Origin of the sequence: Candidatus Flexicrinis affinis (assembly GCA_016716525.1) — a bacterium.
Taxonomy (GTDB): domain Bacteria; phylum Chloroflexota; class Anaerolineae; order Aggregatilineales; family Phototrophicaceae; genus Flexicrinis; species Flexicrinis affinis.
Map to the genome: position 1 here is coordinate 612,163 of JADJWE010000009.1, position 13,657 is coordinate 625,819.

A 13,657-nucleotide genomic window follows, 5' to 3' on the forward strand; every position below is an offset into this window, starting at 1 on the left:
CAGCCGCTGCCAGTGCTAGCGTTGAGGCAGGGTCGGCTGTGAGGACGCGCGGGATGTCGAGGTCTGCTTGCGTGGCGTGTGTGCTGCTGGTCTTGTGCGTCAGCGTCGCCTCAAGATCGCATGCACAGGGTTTCGACTCGATCAATGCGCTGACTTGGGACAGCTTCGGGGATCAACTCGTAATCGTCCACGGCAAGAGCAGTTTGGCTGGGTGCCGTCCGGATATCGTCTCGCCGCAATGGATCGAGCTTCGAGATATTGATGACAGTTCAAGCATTACCGCTGATTTGAGAGGCGTGACTTGTGGAGTGAGTGCTGTTGACTTCACGAATGACAACGCCTACATTCTGGTTCGAAGCGAAGCCGGTAGAGTACATATACTGGCATCAAGCGACCTCAGCTACATCTCGGTTATTGAGACGACCTCGGCAGGTATTCAGCTCGTTACCTCGCCTTCAGATGCGACAACGTACCTCTTTCCGCTTAGTGTGAATTCCGTTGCAGTGTACGAGTTTGAAACAGCTCCATTCGTTGATGAATTGATCGGAGCAGTGACCATAAGTCAAGGTGACCACACCGATCGCATCAATGCAGCGGACTGGGACCCGACCGGCACTCGGATCGTCACGGTTAGTGACGACCGCACTGTGGCTATCTGGGACGCGGAAACCTTCGGACTCGTCGAGCGTATTACCGACCCGGATAACCTCGGTGTCTCGCATGTGGCTTGGTCTCCAGTGGGCGGTCTAATCGCTTTTGCCAACCACAATAACGTAATGACAGTGTGGGATGTCAACGCACAGGACACTGAAGCGCGGGTTTTACTAGGCTCGACCATGCTAAACAAGCTCGTCTGGTCTCCGGACGGCACGCGGATCGCGACCGCCGGCGAGGACGGGACAGTGAAGGTGTGGGACGCGTCCAACGGCGTGCTGCTCGATACGCTCACGTATCCGGGGCCGGTGTACGCGCTTGACTGGCATCCGAACGGCGAACAGATCGCGTACGGCGGGGCCGACCTGACCGGCAGCCCGCCTGAAGTCGTCATCGCCGACGCGCCGGAGATTCCGCCTACGGCCACGCCCATCGACAACTAGTCTTCGCTTGGAATACTCCACAGTCGAATCGTGCCGTCCGCGCTGCCGCCCGCGATGAAACGATCGTCCGACGCCCACTCCAGATCGACGATGCCGTATGCGGGCAGCGCCACCAGCGGCTCGCCGCCGCCGTCAAGCGTATGAATCTCCAAGGTGTTCGCGAGGGCCACGGCCAATAGGTTGCTGTCGCGGTTCCACGCGACCGCGACGATTTCTGGAGTCCGCACGCCGGCGGGGATGGATCTGAACAATGCGTAGTCGCTGCGGGCCACGTCATAATCCTGACCGGGCGTGACGCTGAACACAACCACGCCGAGATCGTCATCCACGCCATCCCAGGACCGGCGGACAAGCACGGCGATTCGCGCGTTGTCCGGACTCCATTCGATCGACTGAAGGCAGCACGTTGCACTTGAGAATCGATTGATCACGTCACCGGTTGCCGCATGCCGCGTACTGATGTCGAAAGGTCCGCCAAGCCCAATAGGTTCGAAGACGGCAACGGTCGCACTGTCCGGACTCCACCACGCACGCGGGCTGTCGATGCCCAGTTCAGTCCGGATCGACTCTGGCAGTACGAGCGCCTTGGTGTACTCTGCGTTCCATGCGTCGTGCGGCGGCGACGAGCCTTGATCGTAGTATGACGAGACCACGCGGAGGCGTTCTCCCGTATTCGCGTCATAAGCACGGATCTGCTGGTTGCCGACAATGTCAGTCTCGACGGTCCCGCCGGCGATGAGTTCGCGGCCGTCTGAGGTGAAATCGACAATCTCGGCTGGCTCGGCCCGGACTGAAAAGATCGGTTCAAGATGGGAGCGTTCGATATCCCAAATGTGGGCGCCTTGCTCGTAGCCGTATCCGGTGCTGGCAATCTGATCGCTGTTCGGGCGGATGGCGATCTGGTGCACTGGCCCGGTAAACCAGCGGCTGTGCGCCACGGCATCGGCCGGACGATCCGGATCAACCGTTCGTATCTCGCCGTTGCCGACAATGACGGTGACCTGATTCGTACCTGGCTTCCAATCGAAGCGCATTCCGCTACCGACGTTCGTGGTGTCGTTCGTATCGGTGTCCAGAATCCGTACGTCGCTCAGAAATGCCGGGTGGAAGCTCTCGTTCACAAACGCCAATTGGGTTCGGTCTGCGTTCCACGCGACACTGCGAAATAAGGAGAAAGGGCGTCCGATTTCGTAGGAGACCACATCGCGGAGTTTGATGACTTCGCCAGTGTTCGCAATATCGACCGCGCAAAGGCCGCTGGTAATGATGTCGGCCTCGTCATCCAAGTCGATGCACATAACGGCAATCGTCGAGTCGTCCATAGCCCATAGCGGCTCGAGGGGCGGGCCCGGGGCGGCGGTATAGGTGTGCACGTTTGCGCCTGTCACTGCGTCCCAGCTATTGAGCGTCGGGCCCGGTGCGCCGAATTGCCCCGACCCCGGCGTCTGCGTGAACAGCGCCGCACCTGCTGGCGACCACACGGCGCCGTGGCCGGGATAAACCTGTATCGACCCAGAGTCGGCGATGATGACGTAGACTTCATTTGCAGACGACGAGGGGTTCGACGCCGCCAGAAACGTTCCGTCGGCGTTCCACTGCACGCGTTCGCCGCACATGTCGAAGGTGTGCAGAGGCGCGGAGAGCGCGGCATCCCAGATCTGGACGGTGCACGTGCCATGCAGGTTGCTGCTGAACGCGAGACGCGAACCATCCGGGCTCCACGCAAGATCGGTGATCGGGAGTGTGATCGCCGTGCGGATTAGGTCTTGAAGCGTCTCATCGAGCAACCAGACGCCGGTGGGGCTGCCGACGGCCAGCATGGTACCGTTCGGGTGCCAGTCGAGCGATGTCGCCGCCCCGCGGCCGATCACGCCGATTTCCTGAAGCTGATCTGAGTTTTCGGCAATAATGGGGAGGTGCGGTGGCAAGGCGTGGCCGGGTGGAGCAGATGCCGGTACCCCGCCGATCGCGACCAGCACGCACAGTAGTTTCAGCACAGCATACGACATGATCGATCTCCTGCCGCGAACGCCATCCAGAGTCTACTCCGTAGTGACACGCGCGAAGAGTGCCATTGCGCAACAGCCACACGACTTGATCGAAAACAGGCCGAAACCCAAACTCTCATGCGGCATACAGGTAAGGCGTGTATCTTTCGCGGGCCTGTGATCGACCTGTAGAACGCGCAAGGAATCCGGCCGTGCACAGACTTAAGGCGTTGGCGCAGCGCCTGTTCGACCCGATCGACATCGCGCCGCTCGTGTTTTTCCGCGTCGCCTTCGGCGTGCTCATGCTGTGGGAAGTGTGGCGTTACTTCAACTTCACCCGCATCGAGCGCTATTACATCTTCCCCGAATATAACTTCCCGTACTACGGCTTCGACTGGCTTCAGCCGCTTCCGGGCGACGGCATGTTCGTGCTGTTCCACGTGCTTGGCGGGCTGTCGGTGCTCATCATGCTCGGCGCGTTCTACCGGGCAAGCATGGCGGTCTTCTGGCTGTGCTTCACCTATGTGTTTCTGCTCGACAAGGCGCAGTACCTGAATCACTTCTATCTGGTCAGCCTCGTCAGCGGCCTGTTGATCTTCGTGCCGGCCCATCGAGCGCTGTCGGTGGATGCGTGGCTCCGGCCGTCGATCCGGTCGCAGACAGCGCCGAATTGGGCGTTGTGGTTGCTCCGCGGGCAGATGGCGGTGGTTTACTTCTTCGGCGGCCTCGCCAAGATCAACGCCGACTGGTTTGCCGGTCAGCCGCTGCGGATCTGGATGGGCGCGCGGACGGACTTTCCGCTGATCGGTGGACTGTTCACCGAAGAGTAGGCGGTCTACCTGTTCAGTTGGGGCGGGCTGCTGCTCGACCTGTTCGTCGTGCCGCTGCTGTTGTGGCGGCGCACGCGACTCCCGGCGCTGGCGCTGGCGACCTTGTTCCACCTACTCAACTCGCAGTTGTTCAACATCGGCATTTTCCCGTGGTTCGCCATCGCAGCGACGCTGCTGTTCATGCCGCCCGGAAGGTTCCGCGTGCCGGTGCTGTTCAGTCGGTCGGCATCGGTGGAGAGTCGCGCCGGGTACCCGTATCGGCGCTGGATCGTGTTGGCGATTGCCGGGTATTTCGCCGTGCAGGTGCTGCTTCCGCTGCGGCAGTGGTTTTACCCGAGCAATCCGGCGTGGTCGGAGGAGGGGCATACGCTGGCGTGGCGGATGCGCCTGCGCGACAAGATCGGCACCATTCAGCTCTTCGCCAGTGATCCGCAGTCGGGCATCTTCTGGGAGATCGACGGCCTAGACTACCTTTCCTCGCGCCAGTACGACCAGATGTCCGACAACCCGCACATGATCCGCGACTTCGCAGCGTACCTCGGACGTTTCTATCCAGACGTCACGATTCACGCATGGTCGATGCAGTCGCTTAACGGCCGCGCGTTTCAGTTGATGGTGGATCCGACGGCGGACTTGGCGCGCGAACCGAAGAACCTGCTGCCGGCCGATTGGATCTTGCCGCTGGTGCAGGCCGTCTATCCCAACGACGCGCGGCCCGCGCTGCTCGTCTCGCGCCGGTTCGAGCAGGCGATGCTGCTGATCAACATCACCGAGGTTCCGTTTGCGCTGTCCGACCTGTGGCTCGGCTCCCGCGACTTCGTGCTCAGCGGGACGGACTTCGGCGTGGAGGCGCTCATGCCGGGGGAGTGTTTGCTCGCCTACGGGCCGGACGCGCCGCTGACCGATGTGTTCGGCGCATGTACCGAGGTGGGCGCAGTGACGCTGACGGAATGGTCGCCGATGGCCGGCGCGCTTTCGTTATCGATCGGGGAAGACGTGCACGTCTGTGAAGGCCCGGCCTGCGTTGTCGCCTATGACGACGACGGGGCCTAGCGCGTCACAATACGCGTAATGTACGCCGAAATCGGGTAGAATCAGGGCAGAATGGCTGAGCTGGTGGTCGAACGTCGAGGCACTGCGTCTTTGGCGCCGCAGCGGTTGGTGCGGAGATCGTCGGTCAGGGGCTCAGCACAAAACACTCAGCACTTGCCACTTCTTGCTTAGGAGGCGCGTCATGGCACCGGAACCCCTCAAGAGACTGCAGCAGGAGATCGAGAACACGCAAGCGGCGAGTGATGAACAAGCAGCCAGCATGGCCGACCTGCGAAATCACGTGCAGCGTGCGATTGACGAGCCGGAGAATGCTCCAAACCTCTTGGAGGCCCTGCGACACAGCTTTGCGCAGTTTCAGGCCGAGCACCCGCAGTTGGCCGCCGCGATCCAGACCGCCGTCGACTTCCTCGCCGAAAGTGGAGTGTAGGCGCACACGGTGCAGAATCTGATCTTCAACTTCGTCGGCCTTGTCGTGTCGGATTGGCCGGCCGCGTACGCGTTCGTCCACAATCAACTCGGTATCGTTGCGAAGTCCAACCCGGAATACGGTGACTGGGCTGTACTCGGCGGTGGGTGGGAGCCGTACTATCAGGAACACAGCCGCGGTGCGATCTGCGAGCTGTTTGACGGTGGCCGCCGCGTCAGCAAGCGCCAGTGGGGTGTGAATCAGGGGATCCGGCCCGGCTTCCACGTCCCCGATGTCAGCGCAGCGCAGGACGAACTCAGAGCGCGCGGGATTGCGAATGTCGGTACCATCACCGACCGCCAATGGGGCCGCAGCATCGAGGTAGACACTGTTGAAGGGATCCGGATCGGATTAGCGGAGATTCCGGGCCGGCCGTTCAGCGCCGACTTGAACGTACCGTACATCGGCCACGTGGCGATCAGATGCGCCGACTTTACTGCGATGCGCACATTCTACAGTGACATACTCGGGTTCTCCCTCATGGCTGGCGGCGACGATTACGCCGTGCTTGGACAACCGGACGGTCACCCGCTGGTCATTCTCGAGCCCGGGGGGCTCCCATCTGGCTTCGATCCGCGCGGCACGCAATGGGCAGACGATCCGGTTCGCGCGTTTCCCGTGTTCCTCAGTCTGATGACGTCAGACGTGCACGGCGAGGCAGCACGCCTTCAACCGCTGGACGTCACGGTCTATCGCGGTGTGGTGTCCCACACCGACTGGAATGGCACCGATCTCCATATTGCCGATCCGGACGGCAACGCGCTTCAGATCGTCCAATACGCGGTCGTGTAGGCACAATCGGCGCGTCTAGGGCGCGATCAGCCCGGCGTTCTCAAGCGCCTGCACGATGAAGCCCGTGCCTACCGCATCGAGCGCATTGGCGGCGTTGGCCCACGTCACGACGCTAATTCCCGAGGCAGGGATGTAGGCGACGTCGGATGCGAAGCCGAGCGTCTGCCCGCTGTGCCCCCACAACCCCGGCGCAAGCTCGCCGACGCCAATGCCGTAGTTGAGGAACGCGTCGCCGGATGCAGGAACGGCTTCTAGCATCGCGTCCACGGTCGCAAGGTCGTCAAACAGCGCTCCCGTGAACAGCGATTCAATGAACACTTGCATGCCCGGCGCGGTGGAGATCACGCCGCCGGCGGCCCAGCCCTGAGACAAGTTCCAGTCGCGGGTCGACAGCTCGAACGGCGCGCCGAAGTATGCATTTGGCAGGTCGAACGCCTCGCTTGGCACGTCATTCCAGAGGAACGAGCTGGTCATCCCTAAGGGCGCGAAGATGCGTTCCCGGAACACGTCCGCCAGCTTCTGGCCGGTCACGTCTTCGATGACGAGGCCGAGCAGAACCACGTTGGTGCTGCTGTAGGCCCACTCGCCGTCTGCACCCGGCGCAAACGACGGCGTGCCGTTGTCGATCGCATCGTTGACCAGTTCGAGCGGCTCATAGGTGCGTGTGCGCAAGCCGACGTCGGTGATGCCGCCGCCGATGACTCCGGATCCCGGTTCGCCGGCGTAGTCTGCCACGCCTGCCGTATGGTTCGCCAACTGCCGCAGGGTGATAGCGTCGCCGTTGGGTAGGCGCGCAGCGATCCCCGGCAGATAGGCGGACAGCGGATCGTCCAAGCCAAGGCGGCCCTCTTCGAGCAGCTGCATGAGCACGGCAGCGGTGACCATCGCGGTACTGCTTCCGATCTCGAAGGCCCGATCGCAGCCATCCAGTGGTTCGCGCGTGTCAGCGTCGGCGAAGCCGAGCGACTTGTGGAAGCGCCATCCGGGGCCGGAGACGAGCAGCACAACACCCGGAGCGCGGCCAAACCGGCTTGACGACTCACGTGCGAGATAAAGCGCCATCTGCGCGTCGAGCACTTCCTCGATGCCCGCGGGGATGGAGTCCGACGTGTGCATCGGGCAGACGGTCAGGGTGGACGGCGCAGGCGTCACGGTCGGCGCTGACGCGGGTGCAGCCGCATCGGACAGGCGCTGGATAAATGCGTTGAGCACCCATCCGGTCGTTCCATCCGGAAGTTGGATGTTGGCCCATTCGCCATCGGTGCTGACGCGCAAGATTGCCACCTGTTGACCACGTGAGATCGCCGTGATGAACTCGCCGCCGGACGACGGCAGCGAACGCACGTTAAGGCCTCGCCCAGCGGTCACACGGCCCGTCTGCGGGGTCGCGGTCGGGGTCGGCGTGCGAGACGGAGTCACGGTGAACGTCGGTGTGAACGTCGGTGTGTTGGTTGGCGTGCTTGTTGGCGTCGAGGTGGGCGTCGGCGTATTGGTCGGTGTGTTGGTCGGTGTATCCGTCGGAGTAGCGGTCGGCGTGTCCGTCGGGGTGTTCGTTGGGGTGGCCGTGAAGGTCGGTGTATTGGTGGGCGTGTTGGTTGCCGTGTTGGTCGGTGTACTGGTGTTCGTCGGCGAGTTGGTTGCGGTGGCCGTGAAGGTCGGCGTATCCGTCGGGGTGCTGGTAGCGGTGTCGGTCGGCGTCGCCGACGGCGTATCTGTGCTGGTCGGTTCTGGCGTCTCGGTATCGGTCGCGGTTGCAGTCGGCTCGGGCGTGTCGGTCGGGGTGTCGGTTGCTGTGGCAGTGGGCTCGTCGGTCGCGGTCGGTTCAGGTGTCATGTGGACAGGGACCGCCGTGCGCGTTGGCCCCGGCGTGTTGGTGGCGAAGACGGCATCTGCCGACGTGCCCTCGATCACGGCGATGACGTCCTCGGGCGCAGGTTCGGCGTCGTCGGACTCGGCGATGCTCGGGCAGGCGATCACACCGGTAAACACGGGTTCGTCGCTGTCGCCGGCGAAGAGCAGGAAGACGTAAGTTTCGGCGGTTTCTGCGAGTGCGCGCCCGAAGACAAGCGTCTCGCCGGACTCCGCGACATCAACCGAGAAGCTCACGCTCTCATCGGTGGTGACGATGGTGGCGTCGAGCGAGGTGCCAGCCAGCGATTCGTCGTCTACCGTGACGGTTACAGCAACGACTTCGGCGTAACAAGTGGCGTTGACCCCGACGATGCGTTCGCCGCGCAGAATAATGGGCTGAACGTCGTCCGGTTCGGGGCCGATCTCAGCGGTTGAGTCTGTAGGTTCGCTGGTCGGAGTTGGCGCGTCGGACTGTCCCCACGCCAGCCCGCTTACGGCGATCGCAATCGTGAGGCCAACGACTAACCGGACAATCCACGCGTGCTGCCGCATAACGCGTCTCCTCGATGTGTCAGAAGCGCTTCCCAACACCACGACCGGCCCGCAATCTGCGCATCTGCCGGTCGATCTGTACTGCTTAACGTCGGGTGGAAATACTACCCGTATTGTTCCCGAATTCGCAATTCTACGCAACCGGCCAAACGAACGGCAGTGCGGTGCCGGAACATGAAAGTGCAGCTTAACGGTTTGGGTGCTAGATCGAGTCCCGAGTCCGTTACGGGACACGCCCGGTACGAGAGTCACCAAACCCTAATCTGTGTACGCTATGCGCCGATTTTGACATCCGAAACGTTTCGGGTTATGGTTTAGGTGTGATCCAAAACGTTTCGGATCGCGTTTTGACTAGTATTTAGGCTTCTTGACATCAATGAATAAGTCGACCCTCAAGGAAATTGCGCGGGCGACGGGTTATTCGATCACCACGGTCTCTCGCGCGCTCGGCGGCTTCGATGACGTCAGCGATCGCACGCGCCAAGTCATCCTCGAAGAAGCCGAACGGCAGGGCTACGAACCCAACCTCGCGGCGCGCGCGCTGCAGACCCGTCGCACGCAGACGGTCGGGCTGATCACGCCGCTCGACGGCCCTCGGTTTCCCAACCCATTCTTTACCGAATTCGTCGCCGGTGTCGGGCACACGGTCGGAATGGCGCACTTTGACCTGCTGTTGAGCACAAATGTCTCGAACGGCTCGGAGTTGAACGCCTACCGCCGCTTGATTGGCGGACGGCGCGTGGACGGCATGATTGTCTTGCGCACGAAAGTCGATGACGAGCGTATTCACTTCCTGTCGCGGTCGAACATCCCGTTCGTGGTGTTCGGGCGCACCGAGAACGTCGACGAGTACGTGTTTATCGATGTCGATGGCGAGGCGGGGCAGGCCGCGCTGACCCGTCACTTCATTGGCCTCGGCCACCGCCGGATCGCCTATTTGGCGCCGCCAAGCGAGCTGATGTTCGCCCATTACCGCCGGCGCGGCTACGAACGCGCCATGCAAGACGCCGGCCTAACGATTGATCAGGCTCTAGTTGTCGAAACCGAACTGACCGAGCGTGCCGGGTCACAGGCGGCGAAACGACTGCTCGATCTGGCCGATCCGCCTACCGCTATCATGACCGGCAATGACCAAGTGGCATTCGCGGTCATGGGGGCAGTTCAGGAGCGCGGCCTGCTTGTCGGGCAGGACATTGCCGTGGGCGGGTTTGACGACGTGTCGTCTGCTGAACACATCCATCCCGGACTGACGACCGTACACCAGCCGATTTTCGACATCGCGCAGCGCTGCGCGACCATCCTCTTGCAGTTGATCGCGGGTGTCGCAATCGCGAGCCGCGCAACGTTGATTGAACCGGAACTTGTGATCAGAGCCTCGTCCGGGCCACCGCGACATTGAGGCAGAAAGGAGCGCGCACATCACGCCACTTTATTGTTCCCACCGTGACATCCATTTGAGCTCGATCACTTGAGGAGACACGACAATGCAGAAACGATTCTTACTGGTCCTACTGGTTGCCGCACTGGCGATCGTCCTGTCGGGTGTGTCGGTGGCGCAGAGCTCGGCATCGCTGACGTTCTGGAGCACCGAAGAACAGCCCGAACGGGCCCGCGCAACGCAGGCCATCATCGACCGCTTCACCGCAGAGACCGGCATCAACGTGTCGCTGGTGCTGACGAACGAGGACATCCTCGACAGCCTGATGGCCGCCAACCTGGCTGCCGGCACGCTGCCAGACGTCATGTTCCACCCGGTCGACTATGCCGCGGCGTGGTACTCGGAAGGAATCCTCAGCGCTGAAGCCGCCACACAGGTCATTACCGATCTCGGTGCCGACAACTTCAGCGGTCTGGCGTTGGTCGACAACGGCATGAATCAGTACATGTCCGTCCCGACCGACGGTTGGGGGCAGGTCTTGATCTATCGCAAGGACCTGTTTGACGCCGCCGGACTCGAGCACCCGGATACGTTCGATAAGATCATGGCCGCCGCCGCGGCGCTCAATGATCCGGACAACAACTTCTACGGCATCGTGGCCGCCACCGATCCGTCGGCAGTCTTCACGCAGCAGACGTTCGAGCACTTCGCGCTGGCCAACGGCGTCAGCTTGACCGACGCCGACGGCAACGTCACGCTGAATACGCCGGCGATGGTCGAAGCGCTCGACTTCTACACCTCGTTGGTAACCGATTACGGTCCTCCGGGTGTCGTTGACGTCGTAACGTCGCGCGGAACGTACTTCGCGGGTCAGGCGGCGATGCTGGTATGGTCGCCGTTCGTCCTCGACGAAATGGCTGGCCTGCGCGATGCCGCGCTGCCGAACTGCCCGGAATGCGCGGACGACATTGCGTTCCTCGCCCGTAACAGCGGGTTCGTGCCGGCATTCGTCGGACCGAGCGGCAGCGCGCCGGCGCAGTACGGTCAGGTCTCGAACATGGGCATCAGCACGAGCGCCCCGCCCGAGGCCATCGAGTTCGTCAAGTTCTGGCTGACTGAAGGCTACATGGACTGGTTGGCCGTGGCGCCGGAGGGCAAGTTCCCGATGCTGCGCGGCAACTCCGACAACCCGGTTGCCAACGTCGAAGGTTGGGCGTTGCTGCCGGCGGGCGTCGACCGCAAAGCACCGCTTGGCGACTTCTACAGCCAAGACGTGATCAACGGGATCGCGGAAGGCGCAACCGGCTTTGCACGTTGGGGCTTCGCCGAAGGGCAGGGTCTGCTGGTTAGCGCCGTCTATCAGGACTTGACGGTCCCGCGGGCAATCGCAGACATCCTGAGTGGCGCGCTTACGCCGGAAGAGGCGGCAGCGGAGATTCAGGCCGAGGTTGAGGACATCGCCGCCGGCCTCGCCGAATAATCGAACCTTCACACCAATCCGGCCTGCGGTCATGTCCGCGGGCCGGGTTCCCTCCCCCCATTTTGCCTAGTGAGGGAGTCATCTAATGTTGGCCGAACTCTCGTTATTCGAACTTGCCGTTTTTTCGTTTGCGTGGGCCTGTATCGGCGGGCTTCCCGGGTTCTACTTATTCAGCGCCATCGACCGAAATCCTCGGGTCGGTGCGCGGATTGGCGTGGTTGTCGGCGTGGCGGTGGGGCTTGGCGGGGTGGCGATCGGCCTGATCGACTCTGCTGCCGCGCTGCTCAATGCCGTGCTGGTCCTGTGGCTGATCGGGTTCGGGGCCGCCGCAGTCGCACCGTTGTTGGGAGTCCAGCCCGGCAGGTATGCAAAGTCTGTATCGCTGTCACAACGATCGGCAGACTTGGCGTACGGGCTGCTGCTGCCGGCATTCGTACTGACGTCGATCATCATCGTCTTTCCGATGATCTGGAACGTGCTGCTGGCGTTCAGACCGGTGCGGCTGCGTGACTTGCAAGATTTCCGGTTGTTTTCATTCGACGACCTGACGTTTGCCAACTTCGAACGTGTTTTCAACACGCGCGGCTTCTTCGATACGCTTGGGCGCACCTTTGTCTATACGGTCTCCGGCACGATCCTGGCGATCTTGTTCGGGCTGATCGCCGCGTTGATCGTCAAGGATAAGTTCCCGGGCCGCAACCTTGTGCGCGGCTTTCTGCTTTTTCCCTACATTGCGCCGATCATCTCGGTCGTGTTGATCTGGAAGATGATGTTCAATGCGCAGTACGGTCTGGTCAACGAGGTCGTCGACGCGCTTGGCGGCAGGCGAATGGATTTCCTCAATACGCCGGGCATCGCGTTCACGATGGTCATACTCTTCCAAGCATGGCGCTACTTCCCGTTCGCGTTCCTGTTCATCCTCGCGCGGATTCAGGCAATACCGGATGAACTGTACGAGGCGGCCAAGGTAGACGGCGCTGCACCGTCGGAGCGGTTGGTCTATATCACGCTGCCTGAACTGCGGTCGGTGATCGGCACGCTGTTCCTGCTGCGGTTTATCTGGACGTTCAACAAGTTCGACGACGTCTTCCTGCTGACCGGCGGCGCGGCGCAGACCAAGCTGGTCACGATCGAGGTCTACGATCAACTGTTCGGCTCGCGCAACGTCGGCACCGCCGCAGCAGTTGCGCTGGTGCTGGCAGTCGTCCTGTTCGGCCTTGTCGCAATCTATCAGCGATTCTTCAATGTGGAGGAAACATAGACGATGGCCGCACAGACTCAATCCAGCGCCGCCTATGCGCCTCCGCCCGTCGAATGGACTCGCGAGCGCGTCGAAACGCTGATCGCGCGCATCCTGAAGGTGGTGTTCATCGTCTTCTTCGTGTTCATTACTGCCTTCCCGTTCTACTGGATGCTGAACCTGTCGATCCGGCCGTTTCAGGACGTGCTGACCAATCCGACGCGGCTGTTCCCGACGCCCGAGCAGCTCGCTAACTTCTGGGACTCCTACGACGCGGTGCTATTTCAATACAGCTTTACGACGTATACGTTAAACAGCCTCGTGTTGTCGCTGTTTACCGTGGGCTTCACACTTCTGATGGCGATCCCCGGTGCATACGCGGTGACCCGCTTGAGATTCCGCTTTCGCAGCGCGATGAGCTTCGGCATTCTGCTGGTCTATATGTTCCCAGCGATCGTGATCGGTATCCCGCTATTCGTGATCTACAGCCAGTTGGGAATCCGCGGCAGTCTACCCGGCATGATCGTTATCTACATGTCCGGCACGCTGCCGGTAGCGTTGTACATGCTGCGAAGCTACTTTCTGACACTGCCTGCGGAGCTGGAGGAAGCGGCGCTGATCGATGGCTGTACGACGCTCGGCATGATCCGGCGCGTGATCTTGCCGCTGTCGGTGCCGGCGGTTGCCAGCGTGGCGCTGTATACGTTCATGATCGCGTGGAATGAAATCCTGTTCGCGATCCTGTTCCTCACCGAGACACCGACGAGCTGGACGCTGCCGTTGGGCCTGCGCTTGTTGGACGGGCAGGAAGTGCCGCGGACGTACTTGATGGCCGGATCAGTGATCATCACGGTGCCGGTGCTCGCACTCTTCTTCTTCTTCGAGCGATTCCTGACGCGTGGCTTGACCGCCGGCGCCGTGAAGGGATAA

General features: G+C 61.7%; 11 protein-coding genes. 9 read left to right on the plus strand and 2 right to left on the minus strand.

Annotation, left to right across the window (positions count from 1 at the left end; translation table 11 throughout):
• Nucleotides 1-53: 53 nt before the first annotated feature.
• Entirely contained in the window at nt 54-1,097 is a 1,044-nt protein-coding gene (locus IPM16_21870) for a hypothetical protein (protein MBK9125754.1), read from the plus strand.
• Here the strand turns inward: IPM16_21870 and IPM16_21875 are convergent.
• A complete protein-coding gene (locus tag IPM16_21875) occupies nt 1,094-3,106 on the minus strand; it encodes a WD40 repeat domain-containing protein (GenBank protein ID MBK9125755.1) in 2,013 nt (670 codons plus the stop codon). The genes IPM16_21870 and IPM16_21875 overlap by 4 nt on opposite strands.
• A 191-nt stretch (nt 3,107-3,297) precedes the next feature.
• Between IPM16_21875 and IPM16_21880 the strand changes: the two genes are divergently transcribed.
• The 4 genes from IPM16_21880 (at nt 3,298) to IPM16_21895 (ending at nt 6,226) form a co-directional block, all read left to right on the plus strand.
• Nucleotides 3,298-3,915, plus strand: coding sequence for an HTTM domain-containing protein (locus tag IPM16_21880; protein MBK9125756.1), 618 nt, complete (start codon nt 3,298-3,300; stop codon nt 3,913-3,915).
• Nucleotides 3,916-3,924: 9 nt separating this feature from the next.
• A complete protein-coding gene (locus tag IPM16_21885; GenBank protein ID MBK9125757.1) occupies nt 3,925-4,968 on the plus strand; it encodes an HTTM domain-containing protein in 1,044 nt (347 codons plus the stop codon).
• Nucleotides 4,969-5,149: 181 nt separating this feature from the next.
• On the plus strand, nt 5,150-5,395 hold the full coding sequence (locus IPM16_21890; protein MBK9125758.1) for a DUF4404 family protein: 246 nt from the start codon (nt 5,150-5,152) through the stop codon (nt 5,393-5,395).
• Nucleotides 5,396-5,404: 9 nt separating this feature from the next.
• Nucleotides 5,405-6,226: a VOC family protein gene (locus tag IPM16_21895; GenBank protein ID MBK9125759.1), complete on the plus strand. Its 822-nt coding sequence runs from the start codon at nt 5,405-5,407 to the stop codon at nt 6,224-6,226.
• 15 nt (nt 6,227-6,241) lie between these two features.
• Here the strand turns inward: IPM16_21895 and IPM16_21900 are convergent, their stop codons facing one another.
• Nucleotides 6,242-8,629 carry a serine hydrolase gene (locus tag IPM16_21900; GenBank protein MBK9125760.1) on the minus strand — a complete coding sequence of 796 codons (2,388 nt, stop codon included), beginning with the start codon at nt 8,627-8,629 and terminating at the stop codon, nt 6,242-6,244.
• A 376-nt stretch (nt 8,630-9,005) separates the two neighbouring features.
• On the opposite strand from IPM16_21900, the gene IPM16_21905 reads away from it, so the two are divergent.
• The 4 genes from IPM16_21905 to IPM16_21920 all read left to right on the plus strand — a co-directional run bounded on the left by IPM16_21905 (nt 9,006) and on the right by IPM16_21920 (nt 13,657).
• The gene (locus IPM16_21905) at nt 9,006-10,028 is read left to right on the plus strand and encodes a LacI family DNA-binding transcriptional regulator (GenBank protein ID MBK9125761.1); all 1,023 of its coding nucleotides are present in this window, start codon (nt 9,006-9,008) and stop codon (nt 10,026-10,028) included.
• Nucleotides 10,029-10,113: 85 nt separating this feature from the next.
• Nucleotides 10,114-11,487 (plus strand): extracellular solute-binding protein, encoded by a 1,374-nt coding sequence (locus IPM16_21910; protein MBK9125762.1) that lies wholly within the window; start codon nt 10,114-10,116, stop codon nt 11,485-11,487.
• A gap of 85 nt (nt 11,488-11,572) precedes the next feature.
• Nucleotides 11,573-12,748 (plus strand): sugar ABC transporter permease, encoded by a 1,176-nt coding sequence (locus IPM16_21915; GenBank protein ID MBK9125763.1) that lies wholly within the window; start codon nt 11,573-11,575, stop codon nt 12,746-12,748.
• Nucleotides 12,749-12,751: 3 nt separating this feature from the next.
• Nucleotides 12,752-13,657 (plus strand): carbohydrate ABC transporter permease, encoded by a 906-nt coding sequence (locus IPM16_21920; GenBank protein MBK9125764.1) that lies wholly within the window; start codon nt 12,752-12,754, stop codon nt 13,655-13,657.

Bases quoted from the DNA above. Each gene is read 5' to 3' on its own strand.
- IPM16_21915 (MBK9125763.1), top strand. From the start codon at position 11,573: ATGTTGGCCGAACTCTCGTTATTCGAACTTGCCGTTTTTTCGTTTGCG.
- IPM16_21920 (MBK9125764.1), top strand. From the start codon at position 12,752: ATGGCCGCACAGACTCAATCCAGCGCCGCCTATGCGCCTCCGCCCGTC.
- IPM16_21905 (MBK9125761.1), top strand. From the start codon at position 9,006: ATGAATAAGTCGACCCTCAAGGAAATTGCGCGGGCGACGGGTTATTCG.
- IPM16_21900 (MBK9125760.1), bottom strand. From the start codon at position 8,629: ATGCGGCAGCACGCGTGGATTGTCCGGTTAGTCGTTGGCCTCACGATT.
- IPM16_21875 (MBK9125755.1), bottom strand. From the start codon at position 3,106: ATGTCGTATGCTGTGCTGAAACTACTGTGCGTGCTGGTCGCGATCGGC.
- IPM16_21910 (MBK9125762.1), top strand. From the start codon at position 10,114: ATGCAGAAACGATTCTTACTGGTCCTACTGGTTGCCGCACTGGCGATC.
- IPM16_21870 (MBK9125754.1), top strand. From the start codon at position 54: ATGTCGAGGTCTGCTTGCGTGGCGTGTGTGCTGCTGGTCTTGTGCGTC.
- IPM16_21890 (MBK9125758.1), top strand. From the start codon at position 5,150: ATGGCACCGGAACCCCTCAAGAGACTGCAGCAGGAGATCGAGAACACG.